General features: G+C 35.8%; 14 protein-coding genes. 1 reads left to right on the top strand and 13 read right to left on the bottom strand.

Features of this window, described 5'->3' with window-relative positions; translation table 11 throughout:
- The first annotated feature begins 383 nt into the window (after nucleotides 1-383).
- On the top strand, nucleotides 384-1,277 hold the full coding sequence (gene galU / locus KO505_RS07060; RefSeq protein ID WP_216054753.1) for a UTP--glucose-1-phosphate uridylyltransferase GalU: 894 nt from the start codon (nucleotides 384-386) through the stop codon (nucleotides 1,275-1,277).
- Nucleotides 1,278-1,524: 247 nt separating this feature from the next.
- On the opposite strand, the gene KO505_RS07065 is transcribed toward galU, so the two are convergent.
- The 13 genes from KO505_RS07065 to KO505_RS07125 form a co-directional block, all read right to left on the bottom strand.
- Nucleotides 1,525-2,694: a nucleotide sugar dehydrogenase gene (locus KO505_RS07065; protein ID WP_216054754.1), complete on the bottom strand. Its 1,170-nt coding sequence runs from the start codon at nucleotides 2,692-2,694 to the stop codon at nucleotides 1,525-1,527.
- Between the two features lie 16 nt (nucleotides 2,695-2,710).
- A complete protein-coding gene (locus KO505_RS07070) occupies nucleotides 2,711-3,679 on the bottom strand; it encodes an NAD-dependent epimerase (RefSeq protein ID WP_252731689.1) in 969 nt (322 codons plus the stop codon).
- A 132-nt stretch (nucleotides 3,680-3,811) separates the two neighbouring features.
- A complete protein-coding gene (gene galE / locus KO505_RS07075; protein ID WP_216054755.1) occupies nucleotides 3,812-4,837 on the bottom strand; it encodes a UDP-glucose 4-epimerase GalE in 1,026 nt (341 codons plus the stop codon).
- A gap of 94 nt (nucleotides 4,838-4,931) precedes the next feature.
- Complete coding sequence (locus KO505_RS07080) at nucleotides 4,932-5,906, bottom strand: DHH family phosphoesterase (RefSeq protein WP_216054756.1); 975 nt, start codon at nucleotides 5,904-5,906, stop codon at nucleotides 4,932-4,934.
- A gap of 153 nt (nucleotides 5,907-6,059) precedes the next feature.
- A complete protein-coding gene (gene cysC, locus KO505_RS07085; RefSeq protein WP_216054757.1) occupies nucleotides 6,060-6,683 on the bottom strand; it encodes an adenylyl-sulfate kinase in 624 nt (207 codons plus the stop codon).
- A 21-nt stretch (nucleotides 6,684-6,704) separates the two neighbouring features.
- The gene (locus KO505_RS07090) at nucleotides 6,705-7,061 is read right to left on the bottom strand and encodes a four helix bundle protein (RefSeq protein ID WP_216054758.1); all 357 of its coding nucleotides are present in this window, start codon (nucleotides 7,059-7,061) and stop codon (nucleotides 6,705-6,707) included.
- Nucleotides 7,062-7,157: 96 nt separating this feature from the next.
- The gene (locus KO505_RS07095) at nucleotides 7,158-8,897 is read right to left on the bottom strand and encodes an SLC13 family permease (protein WP_216054759.1); all 1,740 of its coding nucleotides are present in this window, start codon (nucleotides 8,895-8,897) and stop codon (nucleotides 7,158-7,160) included.
- A gap of 226 nt (nucleotides 8,898-9,123) precedes the next feature.
- Nucleotides 9,124-10,545, bottom strand: a complete 1,422-nt coding sequence (gene cysN / locus KO505_RS07100; RefSeq protein ID WP_216054996.1) for a sulfate adenylyltransferase subunit CysN — start codon at nucleotides 10,543-10,545, stop codon at nucleotides 9,124-9,126.
- 57 nt (nucleotides 10,546-10,602) lie between these two features.
- Nucleotides 10,603-10,947: a four helix bundle protein gene (locus KO505_RS07105; protein ID WP_216054760.1), complete on the bottom strand. Its 345-nt coding sequence runs from the start codon at nucleotides 10,945-10,947 to the stop codon at nucleotides 10,603-10,605.
- 242 nt (nucleotides 10,948-11,189) lie between these two features.
- A complete protein-coding gene (gene cysD, locus KO505_RS07110; protein ID WP_371819974.1) occupies nucleotides 11,190-12,098 on the bottom strand; it encodes a sulfate adenylyltransferase subunit CysD in 909 nt (302 codons plus the stop codon).
- A 239-nt stretch (nucleotides 12,099-12,337) separates the two neighbouring features.
- Nucleotides 12,338-13,387, bottom strand: coding sequence for a UDP-N-acetylglucosamine--undecaprenyl-phosphate N-acetylglucosaminephosphotransferase (gene wecA, locus KO505_RS07115; protein ID WP_216054761.1), 1,050 nt, complete (start codon nucleotides 13,385-13,387; stop codon nucleotides 12,338-12,340).
- Between the two features lie 47 nt (nucleotides 13,388-13,434).
- A complete protein-coding gene (locus tag KO505_RS07120; protein WP_252731691.1) occupies nucleotides 13,435-14,676 on the bottom strand; it encodes a glycosyltransferase family 4 protein in 1,242 nt (413 codons plus the stop codon).
- Nucleotides 14,661-16,247: a heparinase II/III family protein gene (locus tag KO505_RS07125; protein WP_216054762.1), complete on the bottom strand. Its 1,587-nt coding sequence runs from the start codon at nucleotides 16,245-16,247 to the stop codon at nucleotides 14,661-14,663. Before KO505_RS07125 ends, KO505_RS07120 begins: the two co-directional genes overlap by 16 nt.
- Nucleotides 16,248-16,342: the final 95 nt, after the last annotated feature.

Here is a 16,342-nt window from a genome sequence, read left to right on the forward strand (position 1 = left end):
GCCAATAAGGAATTGGAAATTGGCCTTGAATCGTTTTATGATTGAATTCGAAGACCGATTAAAAGATGTTATTTAAAACCTGGCAGTTACACAGAATCTGTTACAGGGTCAACTAAAGATTCCAACTTTCCAACACCTTTTACTTTCCAGCCTTCTAGTATCTTTTACCCCCTTCTCGAAACTCGCGGCTCGTAGCTCGTAGCTCGACAACTAAATATTCCAGCCTTATAGCATCTTTTCCTTTCTCAAATCTCGCAGCTGATGCGAACTCGCTTCTCGAAACTGTTCCCCGTTTCTGCTATCATCGCCACTTCGTTGTGGAGAACTGACTCCAGCGAAATTCGAATATAATCTATTTTCAAACGGACCAAATTGGGAAATATATGAAACCATCAAAAATCACAAAAGCGGTTATACCCGTTGCTGGACTTGGCACAAGAATGTTGCCAGCATCAAAAGCCATACCTAAAGAAATGTTACCTATCGCTGACAAACCTATCATTCAATATGTTGTGAATGAAATAATCTCAGCTGGAATAAAAGAAATAATCTTAGTGACACATTCTTCTAAAAACAGCATTGAAAATCATTTTGATAAAAGCTTTGAACTTGAATCCATATTAGAAAAACGGGTTAAGCGTCAAATCTTAGAAGAAGTTCAAGCAATTTGCCCTAAAGATGTAACGATAATGCATGTACGACAAGGTACTGCTAAAGGTTTAGGTCATGCTATATCATGTGCGAGACCTGTTGTTGGTAACCATCCTTTTGCTGTTGTTTTACCAGATGTCATGATTAATGACTATGACTCAAATTTGGCAAGCGATAATTTAGCAGAGATGGTGCAGTTATTTAATGAAACTAAAGCTAGCCAAGTTATGGTTGATGCCGTACCAGAACAAGACGTTTCAAAATATGGTGTGGTAGACATTAATGGTGAAGCGTTAGCTGCCGGAGAATCTAAAGCCATGAAAGGTATGGTAGAAAAGCCAGAATTAATCGATGCCCCTTCAAATTTAGCCGTTGTAGGGCGATATGTTTTATCTTCTGAAATCTGGGATATTTTAGAAAAAACACCTGTAGGCGCAGGTGATGAAATTCAATTAACCGATGCCATCGCAACCCTAATGAGCTGGGAACAAGTTAACGCTTATCACATGAAAGGTAGTTATCATGATTGCGGTGATAAACTAGGATACATGCAAGCATTTGTTGAATATTCAAAACGCCACCCTGTATTAGGTGAAGCATTTAAAGAGTATTTAAGTAAAAAGTAAAGCTTCGAGCCGCGAGCTACGAGTGACGAGTTGAACTCGCAGCTCGTAGCTAAAGATTTAAGGCTTGAAGGAGTAAAACTTATAATCGGTTTCTTTCCAGTTTTCTTACCACTTATAGCTTACGGCTGCCTTTACCTTCCAGCATCTTTTACCTTAAAGCCTTATCGCAACTTTTACTTTCCAGCCTTATAGCCTTACAGCATCTTTTCCTTTCTCGTGTCTCGCAACTCGTAGCTCGCTACTGCTCTTAAGCATCCCCACCAAATAAATCTCTGGTATAAACTTTTTCAGCAACATCCGTTAATTCATCAACCATACGATTAGCCACAATTACGTCTGATAATTTTTTAAACTCTTCAAGGTTTTTAATCACTTTTGAATTAAAGAAGTCATCTTCTTCGATTACCGGCTCATAAACCACAACTTCAATGCCTTTGGCTTTAATTCGTTTCATAATCCCTTGAATAGCAGACGCTCTAAAATTATCAGAACCAGCCTTCATGATTAATCTATGTATACCTACTACTTTTGGAGATCTAGCAATAATAGCGTCTGACACAAAGTCTTTTCTTGTTGTATTCGAGTCTACGATTGCTTTAATTAAAGTTTGAGGCACATCTTGGTAATTTGCTAACAATTGCTTTGTGTCTTTAGGTAAACAATACCCGCCATAACCAAAAGACGGATTGTTATAATGAGAACCAATTCTAGGATCTAAACTAACGCCTTCAATGATTTGTTTGGAGTCCAAGCCATGAGTTTCCGCATAGCTATCTAGTTCATTAAAATACGAAACTCTCATTGCGAGATAAGTATTAGAGAATAACTTCACGGCTTCAGCTTCGGTAGAATCCGTGAATAAAACATCAATTTCTTGTTTTATTGCTCCTTGTTTTAACAAGTTAGCAAATTGTCCGGCTCGTTTAGAACGCTCACCTACAATGATGCGCGATGGGTATAAATTGTCATACAAGGCATTACCTTCACGTAAAAACTCAGGACTGAATATAAGGTTATCAGTGCCCATATCCTTACTAATTCGAGCTGTATATCCCACAGGAACCGTAGACTTTATGATCATAACGGCATTAGGGTTAATTAACATCACATCTTTAATCACAGATTCAACCGAAGAGGTATTAAAGTAATTAGTTTGAGGATCATAATCGGTTGGTGTCGAGATAATGACAAAGTCAGCGTTTTTATAAGCAAACTCTTTATCCGTCGTCGCTGTAAAATTAAGCTCTTTAGTCGTTAAAAATAACTCTATTTGCTCATCAACAATGGGAGATTGACCTTTATTCAATAAATTTACTTTATCTTCTATAATATCAACAGCTACTACTTCATTGTGCTGAGCCAACAACATTGCATTTGAAAGGCCAACATATCCAGTTCCTGCTACTGCAATTTTCATATTACGTCCATTAATCTTAATAAAAACTTTTATACCAATTTACAAAATTTTCAATACCATCACTTAATGATGTTTGCGGTTTAAAATCTATTAACTCTTCTAGTTCAGAGGTTTCAGCCCATGTTTGGTAGACGTCACCGTCTTGCATAGGCATCATGTTTTTAATAGCCTTAATTCCGATTTTATCTTCAATTGTTTCAACAAATTCTAGTAGATTTACAGGTGAGCCGTTACCTATGTTTAATACCCGACAAGGGACTTGTTCTTCACTTTTTTCTGGTGGCTTAACTGATACTCTTACAACACCTTCGACAATATCATCTATATAAGTAAAATCTCGGCTTAAATCTCCATTGTTATAAATATCAATAACGTCAGCTTCAATAATTTTTTTAGTAAATTTATATGGCGCCATATCGGGGCGGCCCCAAGGTCCATATACAGTAAAAAATCTAAGTCCTGTAGTTGCAATACCATATAATTTTGAATATGAGTGAGCCATTAATTCATTTGACTTTTTAGTAGCCCCATACAAAGAAACTTGCGAATCTGTTTTATCACTTGTAGAAAAAGGCACCTCTTTATTCAGTCCATAAACCGAACTTGAAGACGCATAAACTAAATGCTGAACTGGATAAACTCTACAGGCTTCTAATATACTCATGTAACCTATGATATTAGCTTGGATATATGCATTAGGATTTTCAATAGAATAACGAACACCAGCCTGAGCAGCTAAATGGATAACAATATCAAATTGGTTTTGCTCGAATAAACATAAAATTTCTTGGCTGGCTGTTAAGTCCATTTTTATAAATGAAAAAGACGATAATGAATCTAGTTCATTTAAACGAGACTCTTTTAAAGAAACGTCATAGTAATCGTTTAAGTTATCAATCCCTATGACCTGATGCCCTTGCTCACAAAGTTTTTTACTAACGTGAAAACCGATAAAACCTGCTGCTCCGGTAACTAAATATTTCATTTTAATTTTCCCTAAATTCCAAAAAGGTAATATACATTGAACCGATCATTAGATAAATGTTAAATAAACTCTTTATTAAACTAAAACTTTAGAAGTTTTAGCTGAACTCGAAAATAAAGTTAAATCATATCACTAGCTTTTGTACCCTTGAGGGTTACTAGACTGCCAATTCCAGGTGTCTCTCATCATATCCTCAAGAGATTTATCCGCTGTCCAATTTAATTTTGTTTTTGCTTTTTCCGCGTCCGCCCAAAAAGCAGGTAAATCGCCTTCACGCTGAGGCGCATATTCATAAGGGATATTAACACCTGTGACTTGGGAAAATTTGTTAACAATTTCTAACACTGACAATGGATTACCAGTGCCTAAATTAAATGCTTCACATATACCAGAAAACTGCTTATCTAGCCACTCTAATGCTTTAACATGACCATGCGCTAAATCTACTACATGCAAATAATCACGTTCACAGGTACCGTCGTTAGTTGGGTAATCATTACCAAATATAGATAATTTATCTCTTTTACCCACTGCGACCTGTGCCACAAATGGCATCAGGTTGTTAGGTATACCGTTTGGATCTTCCCCAATCATACCGCTTTCATGAGCTCCGATTGGATTAAAATATCTCAAACATCCTATTTTAAACGAAGGATCACTTTTCACTAGATCAGAGAGTATCTGTTCAATCATGAGTTTAGACTTGCCGTAAGCACTAGACGGTACACCAGTTTTAAGAGTCTCTACATAAGGAACGGGAGCATCTTCTCCATAAACTGTGGCTGATGAACTAAATACAAAATTTGTAATTTTAGCTTTTTGCAACTCTTGTAATAAAGTCACAGTGCCGTGTACATTATTTTGGTAATACGTCAGAGGAATTTGAGTAGATTCACCAACCGCTTTTAATGCTGCAAAGTGAATAGTTGCTGTAATATCTGGATGTTGTGCTAAAACAGTACTGACTTTATCGCCATCACAAATATCAACTTGAAAGAAAGTAACCTTTTTATTAGTTAACTCTTCAACACGGTTTAAAGACTCTATTGACGAATTACATAAGTTATCGATAACAACAACTTCATAACCAAAGTTTAACAATTCTAATACGGTATGGGAGCCTATATACCCAGCACCACCAGTTACTAATACTTTCATATTTATCCATAATATTTTAAGACAATGAAGTATATAAACTTTATTAACTAGGCACAAACATAGAGTGATTCAGGTATTTCCAACTGTAGCTATTTTAACCGTAAAAACGGCTAACTAAAGAAAGCAGACTTTTAAGTTCAGTTTGTGGCAAGTTATTAATCCCTGCAGCTGCAGCTCGTCCGCCACCAGTTTCAAACTGGCTACAAACATCACCAGCCCCTTGTTTATTGTTAATTGGAGCTCGTAGACTTACTCGGTAACTTGAGTCCGTATTTTGCGTCAATATTAAAATAGCTTTATCTGGGTTTTGATTGGCTAGTTGGTTGCCAAATACACCACTAATACGTCTTGCCCACGCAGCATCTTCAAGCTCAAGCGCCAATAAAGTATCGTCGTCATTAACGACAACCGCCGATTGCGCTTTTTTTAAGTCTGATTGGTAGGCATTTTTAAGTAAGTGGAATGGCGAATGTTGATCGCTAATACAGTCAAAAGGAGATGGATACTGGACTAAGTTATTGTATAAATTTGCAGGCTCAAAGTGAAGGTCATCCAATGATTCACCATAACCATTATAATTAATCAAAACACCTAGCTCTTTAAGTTGTTCCGCTTCAGTCTCTGATAAACCTGCAGTTTTAGCCAAGCTATCTGCAACCGATATTAAATTATCCCCATAGGCAGCGGCAATTGCCCAATGATGTTTTTCACCATTTAACAATTTATCTACAATGAGGGCAGTACAAGTATTTGCATCTAAATCGATATTAGCGTTTAAATTCACTTGCTGCGGAATATTACCAGAGCGATGATGGTCCGCATAAAAAACATCAGCACCATCAGTTAATTGAGCTTGTAATGCTGCTTTATTTTTTTCCATTGACACATCAAGTACTGTGATTGTTTTACCGCTACTATTACTACTGCCATCAATAGGCACTTGTTTTAACAATTCGATATCACGTTTCACACCTGTGATTAAAATAGAGTCTCTAGGCTGGACTTGACGCAACTGTACCAGGGATAAGATCCCATCCGCGTCACCATTAAATACATCGTAATAAGTCATTTTTTAGCTCCGAGTAGCGAGTAGCGAGCTGCGAGTTGAGCTTTTAACTCGACACTCGTTACTTTACATCATAATAAGTCATTTATTTAGCTCCGAGTTATGAGTTTCGAGTTCCGAAAGTTGAGGATTAAAATTTCTTGTCCTCGCGGCTCGTTACTCGCCACTCGACAGCTCTATGATCCCTTTCCCTTGCAAATACTCAACAACCTGTTCAACACTTTGTTCTATTGTTTGCTCTGCTGTTTGTAAATGAATTTCTGCATTTACTGGCGCTTCATAGGTAGAATCAATACCTGTAAAATTTTTGATCTCGCCTGAGCGTGCTTTTTTATATAACCCTTTAGGATCACGTTGTTCACATACTTCGATTGGTGTGTCGACAAAAACTTCAATGAACTGACCTTCATTTAATAAATCTCGTGCCATGTCTCGGTCTGATTGAAATGGAGAAATAAAGGCAGTAGATATTAACAAACCCGATTCAACAAATAACTTAGAGACTTCACCAATACGTCGGATATTCTCAACTCTGTCCTTGTCCGAAAACGTTAAATCACCATTCAAACCATGACGAACATTATCGCCATCTAGCAAATAAGTATGGACACCTAACGCAAATAATTTTTTATCAACCGCATTAGCAATCGTCGACTTTCCTGAACCACTTAACCCCGTATACCAAAGTACACAAGCTTTATGACCTTTATGTTCTTCTCTTTGCTCGGCAGTAACCGCTTGGTTATGCCAAACCACATTTTCAGTTTTTTGTTGACTCATATATATTCCAGTTGTAAGGCTTTAAGGCTTTAAAAGATTAGTTTGAATTCTTTTCATTAAACCTTCAATCATTGCAGCAATTAATCTAGTTAAATCCAACCACTTTTCCCCGGTAACTTTGTCAATGTAGTTAATATCAATTCCAATATATATTTGTGTTCTCAATTCGGCACAAGATGCTTTGGCTATTGACAAAAACCTGAATTTTTCTTTTTCGGATTCTCTTGTCATACCTTCAGCTATATTGCTCGGCACTGACAAACCAGATCTAGTGATTTGATCTTTAAAGCCATAATCACGCAAGTTTTTTAAGTCTTTATATAATTCACAAGATAGTGCTTTTGAATGTTTCCAAACTTCTAAGTTTTCAAAATTCATGTCATTTAATTCCCTATAAAGGGAATTATTATAGTGTGTTATTTATAAATTATTACGTAACAGATTAATATTTAAGTCTTCAAGATCTCAAGGCTTTTAACTATTCATCGTTACCGGATAAAACATATAAATTGCCAATAACACTGAAGTTGAAAACGTGATTGAAACCGGTATTCCTGCTTTGACAAAGTCCATTAATTTATAGTGCCCGGCGTTAAATACCATTAAGTTTGTTTGGTACCCATACGGGCTAATAAAGCTAGAACTAGCAGCAAACGCGACGGCTAAGATAAATGGAGTGGGTTCAATGCCGTAAAATAACGGTATGCTATAAGCTAACGGAAACATTAACGCAGCAGCTGCATTGTTAGTGACCAACTCAGTTAGCATTAAAGTGACAAAATACAAACCGACCAAAAAGATAAAGGCGTTGTCTAAGGTTAGCTCTAAGCTAATAAGAGATATGACATAAGACAATACACCGGTATTCCCGAGACCATGTGATAAGGCGATAGCAGAACCAACAATTAACCAAATATTGTAAGGTAAACGTTGTTTTATATCTTGAAAACTCAAACAACCTGTAAACATTAACAAACCGAATAATACGACTAACGCTTTAAATAAACTAACTACCCCCACCGCCGCAAGTAAAATGGCAGCCAAAAAACCGCCTACGGCAAAGCTTTGTTTTTTACCGGTTAGTTTATGGTTTGGTTCCACACCACTTAAGGTTATAAAATTCTTTTTCACATTTTGCCGTTTGGAAAAGTCATGTCCTGTAACGAGAACTAAATAGTCACCTGCGCGTATTTTTATTTCCCCTAACTTGCCACTTAATGCTTCACCATCGCGCTTAAATGCGATAACCGCAGCATTAAATTTAGATCGAAAGTCTGCTTTTTTTAAGGTTTTATTAATTAAATCACTGTCTGGTCGTACGACTACTTCTGTCATGTTATCGACAGAAACTGAATTAGAATCCACAACAATTTCAATGCCATCAAACTGCTTTATTTGAGTTACTTGGCGCACATCACCACTGAACACTAACCTATCATTGGCTTTTAATTGTTCATTAGGTGAGATTGGTGAAATGACTCTATTCTGACGGCTAATTTCTACTAAGAACAAAGAATCTAAATGTCTTAAACCTGCGTCAGTTATCGATTTGCCAATCAAATTAGAATGTTCTTGTACCTTGGCATTTAGCAAATAACACTGAAAATCTTGTTTGTCTGCTTTGATGGTGGGTAGTTTGGTGGACACAAAATAAATAGCCACACTGGTAAAAACAAGCGCAAATAAGCCAACCAAAGTAAAACTGAAAAATTGAAAACCTTCATGCCCGGCTTCCGTTAACATACTGTTTACTATTAGATTTGTTGAAGTACCCACTAAGGTTAGTGTACCACCTAAAATGGCAGCATAAGACAAAGGCAATAGTAACTTACTGGCTGGAATAGTAGCGTTGTTACGTACTGGTGAGATCATGGTTGAAACCACCGCCGTATTATTTAAAAAGGCTGAGCCGATGGCCGTCGATAAAAACAACTTTAACCAAGTAACAAAATAAGAACGGCCTTCAATTTTACCTGTGATCCAACGGATTAAAGACGTTTTTTCTATCGCCACAGAGCAAGTCATTAATAATACTAAAATTAATAAACCTTGATTAGAAAAGCTGTCAATAACTTGTTGATCCGAAATATTATTTGTTAAATAAGTAAGAACAAACGCAACACCGAACACAAGCCCAGACTTCTGCTGGAACTTAATTAAAGTGAAAATGGTACCCACAAAAATGAGTACCATAATGATCATGTCAAGATTCAAGATTTATCCTAGTTTCGAGTTTCGAGTTTCGAGTTTCGAGTTTCGAGTTTCGAGTTTCGAGTTTCGAGTTTCGAGTTTCGAGTTTCGAGTTTCGAGTTTCGAGTTTCGAGTTTCGTAAAATTTTAATAACATATTCAAACAGCGACAACCGCTTTCTTAATGCCTGTACCGAAACAGCTTTTACCTTTCTTTACTCGAGTCTCGCCACTCGCTGCTCGTTACTCTCTTACTTAAACAACTCACTAATATCTTTCGCTTCCCAATGTGGGAAATGTTTACGAACTAAAGCATTAAACTCTATTTCGAACTCAGATATATTTCCGCCTGATACTCTAGCAGGAACCGCGCCTTTTTTAACAATCATACCCGCACCAACCGTTACGTTTGTTAAGCGGTCAATCACGATAAAAGAACCAGTGCCTTTTACTTTTTTGTAATTATCAAACGCAATTTGATGATTCAAACTAAGCTGACAACGAGCGATTTCATTAAGTTTTAAATGAACAGCTTCTCCATGTGCCATGGTATTCACATCTAAGGTATAATCAATATTTGAAAACGCACCAGGGGTTGTTTTACTGGCAAACTTAAAGTCATATTGCTTATTTGGTGTCATGGCTTGTTCTGCCATCCAAATAAGGTTCACTTCCAAGTCACTTGCTACTTCAGCTTGATTATTTGAGTGAACTAACACATCGCCACGGCTAATATCTATTTCATCTTCTAACGTAATCGTTACTGACATAGCAGCATGGGCTTCCTGAAGATTGCCGTCAAACGTCACTATCTCTTTCACTTTAGAAGATTGGCCCGAAGGTAAAACCGTTAATTCATCACCAACGCGAACAATCCCCGCAGCAATCGTTCCGGCAAAACCTCTAAAGTCTAAATTAGGTCTGTTTACATATTGAACCGGAAGTCTGAAATCTTGATAGTTATACGAGTCCGCAATTGGTGTATTTTCTAACATTTCAATTAACGTTTCACCGTGATACCAAGGCGATTTCTCACTTCGTGTTACCACGTTATCGCCTTTTAACGCTGAAATAGGCACAAATTGAATATTCTTCAGCTCTAAACTTTCAGCTAATTTCATATACTGTTGTTTGATATCTTCAAAAACTTCTTCAGAGAAATCCATTAAATCCATTTTATTAATGGCAACGATAACATTACTTAAGCCTAACAGCGATGCTATAAAGCTATGACGACGTGTTTGAGTTTGCACCCCGTAACGTGCATCAATCAAGATAATAGCTAAGTCAGCAGTCGAAGCACCAGTTGCCATATTACGGGTATATTGTTCATGTCCTGGCGTGTCCGCAATAATAAATTTACGTTTATCAGTAGCAAAATAACGATACGCTACATCAATCGTAATGCCCTGCTCTCGCTCAGATTGCAAACCATCGACCAACAAAGCCAAATCAATTTCTTCGTCTGTGGTATTAAAACGTTTAGAGTCATTTTTTATAGCAGCCAACTGATCTTCAAAGATCATTTTAGAGTCGTGCAACAAACGCCCTATTAACGTACTTTTCCCATCATCAACAGACCCACAAGTAATAAAACGTAACAACTCTTTATTCTCATGCTGTTTTAAATATTCTTCAATATCTGCTTTTAATAATTCGTTTTCAATCATAATAATAAACCAAGTTATGAGCTTGAAGCTTGAAGCTTGAAGCTTGAATTTTATTAATAACTAGCCTTCAAGGAGCTTTTTTCTAAGACCTTCAATCATTGCGGCTATTTCTCTAGTTTCGTTTAGCCAATTTTGTCCAACATTCTTTTCTATATAATAAATATCAATTCCAATATATATTTGAGTTCTCAATTCCGCGCATGAACCTTTCGCTATTGTCAGAAAATGAGATTTATCTTTCGGTGTTTTTCTACTCATGCCCTCTGCAATATTACTAGGAATAGAAAGACCGGATCTGGTAATTTGATCCTTAAACCCCCAATCTTTTAACTCACTTAACTCTTTATATATTTCAGCTGAAAGACGAGCTGAACGCTTCCATACATCCAATTTTTCAAAATCCATTTCAAATCCCCTTGTTTGTTTGCTTAACTTCCGCTTACGGTCGAATACCGATCTTTATACTTACGCGCAAAGCGCGATCTATTTCTAAAAGCACAAACATTTAGCTAAGCTTATATTTGTATATCGCAGATAAACTTGGCTAACGTTTGATTTTTCTTTTAAGTCTTTACTTCCAGCTTACGGACGAAGACCGATCTTTACACTTACGCGCAAAGCGCGATCTATTTTTAAAACCTTCGGTTTTAAAAATACCCCTCCATCTTCTTCTTCTCCATACTCCCAGCAGAATCATGATCGATAACTCGTCCTTGTCGTTCAGAGGTTTTGGTAAGCAGCATTTCTTGAATAATTTCGGGTAACGTAGCAGCGGTAGATTCAACAGCACCGGTTAATGGGTAACAACCTAAAGTACGGAAACGAACTGATTTCATTTCCACTTTTTCATCTTCAGCAATTGGCATACGATCATCATCAACCATTATTAAAGTACCATCGCGTTCAACAACGGGCCGTTTTTCCGCTAAATACAAAGGTACAATGTCGATGTTTTCTAAATAGATATATTGCCAAATATCTAACTCAGTCCAGTTAGATAATGGGAAAACACGAATACTTTCGCCTTTTTCAACTTTACTGTTGTAGGTATCCCACAATTCAGGACGTTGTTTTTTAGGATCCCAAGCATGGTTTTTATCACGGAAAGAATATACACGTTCTTTAGCACGAGACTTCTCTTCGTCACGACGAGCCCCACCAAATGCAGCATCGTAACCACCAGCGTTTAACGCTTGTTTCAAACCTTGAGTTTTCATGATGTCGGTATGTTTCGCACTACCGTGAGTAAAAGGGCCAATTCCAGCATTTATCCCTTCTTGGTTTTTATGCACGATAAGTTCAAAACCATACTTTTCAGCTGTCTTGTCACGAAACTCAATCATTTCCTTGAACTTCCATGTAGTGTCTACATGTAATAAAGGAAAAGGAATTTTTGCAGGGTAAAAAGCTTTACGAGCTAAATGAAGCATAACAGCGGAATCTTTACCAACTGAATACAACATAACAGGATTGTCAAACTCAGCTGCCACTTCACGTATTATGTGGATTGACTCAGCTTCAAGTTTTTTTAAATGAGTAAGATTTTTGTGCGACACAAGCATTCCTAACAAAATGATTTGATTCATTATGACTAAGTTAGCAATGTTGTTAAAGAGAAATAATAGTAATTATGTTATAAAAAAATACTAATTAAGTGCAAATAGGAATATGTAACATAAAAATGACTTATATATTCACTAAAATTAACATGAAAAGCTAATAGTCAAATACATAAATTAATATCAAATAATTCTAGATTAGCGCTAGAAAAGGTGTTTAAAGATTTTATACTAAATTAATTGTTAGAAAGATCTGAAGTAGTTTTGGAAATCAATTGCAGTATACTATTATAGATTAAAAACAATATTAAAAATCCCCAAAACATTATTGGTTCAGCTATTTGATAATACTCACCTATTAATCCAATGCCTGAAAATAAAGTCGCCAGTGCACATATTAAAATTAGGGTGCTATGGGTATTAAAGCCCTTATTTTGAAAAATATGGTGTAAATGTTCTCTATCAGGCATGAAAGGAGATCTTTTTTTCTGAATACGCCTTATCATAATTGATGTCATGTCCATTAATGGTATTGAAATTAACCATAAACAAGTCACTGGACGAATTGTACTCACTTGATTATCTTGGCTAGCTCCCAATAGTAACCAAATTACAGTAAAACCTATCATCATGCTTCCAGCATCACCCATAAATACTTTACGTTCACGTCCTATAACACCAAGGTTCATTAAAATAAATGGAATAATTGACACAATGAATAATAAGCTTATGTATAACTTATCCGTCTGGTTTGTCCAATACATCAATATTGAAATCGAACTAAAAGTAACTATTGACAACCCACCAAGCAGACCATCAATGCCATCCACCATATTAAATGCATTAATTGCACCGATTACTGCAATTACAGTTACAGGTACAGCTAATAAAGTTAGGCTAGCTTGGCCAAAGCCGAACATATTACCTAAGTTAGCCAGCATTATCCCTGTATATTCAATCATTAGAATTGAAATAATAGCTTGAACAATAATTCTGATTTTAAAGCTAATGTCAAAGCGATCGTCAATAGTCCCTAGTAAAGTCAGACATATTATTGAACATATATACCAATTATTATTATCAAATAGAATTGGATTTAGGTATAAATAATGAACAACCGTAAAACAAATTGATACTCCTCCTATTAATGGAATAGACCCTGAATGATGCTTCCGAATATTTGGTTTGTCGACAAGTCCAATAACTTTTGCAATTTTTCTAAAAATATAGAGAGAGGCAGCAGCTACAAAGAATACAAAACTAAAAGTTAACAATGAAAAACTCATTTAACGCCTATAGAGTTATTTAAAACTTACAACAAATATAAAGTATATCAATTAATCATTTCAATAAAGCAAGATAACATTTTATTTGCTAAGTATTTACGGTCATATATTTTAGCAGCTTCTGCACTATTATTAGAGAGTTCTATTAATTTATTTCTATTCATATATAAATTTCGAATCGAACACTCGAGTAGTTCAGGCGATTCAGGGGCTATAATAACACCAGATTTAGTACCTGAAACAATATCTGTTGCTTCACCTTTAGGCGCTGTTATGATCATTGGTAACCCCATACCCATAGATTCAAAAATTTTAGACGGAATAACCGTTTTAAATAGTTCAGTATCCTTTAAGCTAATTAATGAAATGTCACATAAACTCCATAACTTTGGCATCAGCTCCTTCGGCTGTCTTGGTATTAACACTACATTGGATAATTTTTTCTCAGCTACAAGTTTTTCTACTTCAGGCTTCGCAGCCCCACCACCAGCAAAAAGGATAACTATATCTTTATAACCTACCAAAAGCTCAGCAGTTTCTACAATTTTATCTAACGCATGCGCCATACCATGCGTGCCAACGTAACCAACAACAAATTTATCTTTTAAATTATATTCATCAACAAACTTAGGCGCTTTAACCTTGCTTGGTGAATATACTGTTAAATCAACACCATTAAGTACAACATCAATTTTACTCCCATCTATCCCTCGTTCTATTAACTCAGTTTTAAAACTATGAGTCACAGAAATAATTTTAATTGCCCGGCGATATAAAAACATTTCAATTTTTTCTAAAATTCTAATAGGTAGTGTGCGCCCCATAGCACCGACCGCAGTAATAGATGCCGGCCATATATCTCGAAGTTCAAATATAAAAGGTTTAAAACGGACTGCAGCTAAGGCCCATGCACTAACTGCAGTAAAAAACTGCGGCGACGTACCAATGATAACATCTGGTTTTTTCACAAATAAACCGGCACAAAAACTAGTTACCATAAAAGACATAAAATCTAAAATACGTTTTGCAAAGCCCTCATTCGCCGTAATATAAGTTTTCACACGGCGAACTTCTATGCCCTCTAAATACTCTTTTTTATACCAACTATTTTTGTATCCCTCAAAAACCTTTCCCTCCGGAAAATTAGGTGATCCGGTAATAATAGTTACTTTATGGCCTTCCTTAACCCATTCTCTAGCATGCTCGTAAGTACGTGTAGCAGGAGCATTACCTTCAGGAGGGAAATTGTCCGTTAAAAATAAGATATGCATTTTTATAACTTTTTCCATGTAATTTTATATGTAACAGATGGCATTAAAAAATTAAGTTTAAGCTTTTTACTTGCTTTGACAACACCAAACTCTGGGTGCCAAGTAGCATCTTCTACTAGCAAACTAGCACCTGCTATTTTAATATTAATCTCATAATTACTTAGCTTAAATAAACAATCATTAACTGAGTACGAAACAACATCTACATCAGGGTGTAAATGCAATATGGCAACCGCTGATTGATATTCACCTTCAAGCTTATCTTTAATTTCAAGATCATTTAAAGATACTTGCCATGAACGATTATGCTGACAAGAAATGCCCTGTTTATTATAACCATTGTGTGATGCTGAAAACTGTACTGTTTGTTGTTCAGTAATATCGCCAACTTTACGCTTAATAATATTAGCGCGGCGAGCAACCCTAAAACCACTCCAAACTTCTGACGAATTGGTATTATTAATAACAACCGTGTTATGAGCCGCAGTACCTCTTTGCCGAATTCGCTCTTCACTCATGCCATATAATGATGTACCTGAATTCACAAATACACGTTGATCGTCAATAGATAATTCAAAAGTTAAAGAATCAGCATGAGCATGACCTGGTATATAACTAGGACCAACTTCAGCCAAATCAGCAATTAACTGTAGGTTATTTCCTTTTACAGAAACATAACCACTGTCTTTTAAGTTATAAACCGCTAACTTATCTTTAGCTTCTGATAATTTATCTACTGAAAAACCTAGCTTATTAGCGTAAGTTCTAAGCACATTATTATCAGGGGCAATGCCAAAAGCAGAATCATTAAAGAAGCTTATTTTATCGTCACCTAAACTCATAATATCAAGCCAATTGAACATTTTTACTATGGTTTTATTAACAACACTAACAATATTGCTAGGTACTCGTTCAGGTAAGCACTTGAATAAATTGGCTAGGTCTAAAAGATCAGTTAGCAATATGGCATGATACATTGGTGTTAACTCAAAACTACCACCATCGTTTAACACTTGCTCATTAAGTTCCTTTTCAAAGTCTTTAATAGCAAGATTCAGCCAAGCATCAGGATTTTTACCTTCTAAAAAACAACCTGCAAAAAAGAGTGCTTTTAAATTAACAAAATAATGATTACCCAACAGGTGCTTTTCTAAATCTTGTGACAAAAAATCAGCTTGTTGGGCTAAACTATTAAGCATATTTTGATCATAATTTAAACCAGACAAAAATGACTTAGTCCAATTAACAATACGTAAAGACAAGGTATAAGGTTCCCATCCATTACCGCCAACTGCAGCAGGATTATCTTCAATCCATTTATTTATCCATTTAATTTGTAAAGAAATTCTTTTATCAGAGTTAAAAGCAGTGAGATCATCAAAATAATGTAAATTATAAAGCCAAAGCTTTTCTTCATTTTCATTGTTCCAGTGAGCTTTATTACAAACTTTACCTATATGGTTTAAAAAACACACATCAGTATCACTAATAAATTTCGGTTCATGAAGATATTGAGTTACCCATTCACCTGATAATTGAGCCGTAACTACGGTAAATGTATTAATTTTAGGATGCTTAAATTTTTTCAAAACTCGATGATAAAGCTGAGTCAATTTAAGATATTTTAATGTGTGAAAATACAATGTAAGTTTTGACATGAATAAATAATATAATGTTTAAATGG

Source organism: Psychrosphaera sp. F3M07, assembly GCF_018860345.1.
GTDB classification, from domain to species: domain Bacteria; phylum Pseudomonadota; class Gammaproteobacteria; order Enterobacterales; family Alteromonadaceae; genus Psychrosphaera; species Psychrosphaera aquimarina.

Bases quoted from the DNA above. Each gene is read 5' to 3' on its own strand.
- galU (WP_216054753.1), top strand. From the start codon at position 384: ATGAAACCATCAAAAATCACAAAAGCGGTTATACCCGTTGCTGGACTT.
- KO505_RS07065 (WP_216054754.1), bottom strand. From the start codon at position 2,694: ATGAAAATTGCAGTAGCAGGAACTGGATATGTTGGCCTTTCAAATGCA.
- KO505_RS07070 (WP_252731689.1), bottom strand. From the start codon at position 3,679: ATGAAATATTTAGTTACCGGAGCAGCAGGTTTTATCGGTTTTCACGTT.
- galE (WP_216054755.1), bottom strand. From the start codon at position 4,837: ATGAAAGTATTAGTAACTGGTGGTGCTGGGTATATAGGCTCCCATACC.
- KO505_RS07080 (WP_216054756.1), bottom strand. From the start codon at position 5,906: ATGACTTATTACGATGTATTTAATGGTGACGCGGATGGGATCTTATCC.
- cysC (WP_216054757.1), bottom strand. From the start codon at position 6,683: ATGAGTCAACAAAAAACTGAAAATGTGGTTTGGCATAACCAAGCGGTT.
- KO505_RS07090 (WP_216054758.1), bottom strand. From the start codon at position 7,061: ATGAATTTTGAAAACTTAGAAGTTTGGAAACATTCAAAAGCACTATCT.
- KO505_RS07105 (WP_216054760.1), bottom strand. From the start codon at position 10,947: ATGGATTTTGAAAAATTGGATGTATGGAAGCGTTCAGCTCGTCTTTCA.
- wecA (WP_216054761.1), bottom strand. From the start codon at position 13,387: ATGAGTTTTTCATTGTTAACTTTTAGTTTTGTATTCTTTGTAGCTGCT.
- KO505_RS07120 (WP_252731691.1), bottom strand. From the start codon at position 14,676: ATGGAAAAAGTTATAAAAATGCATATCTTATTTTTAACGGACAATTTC.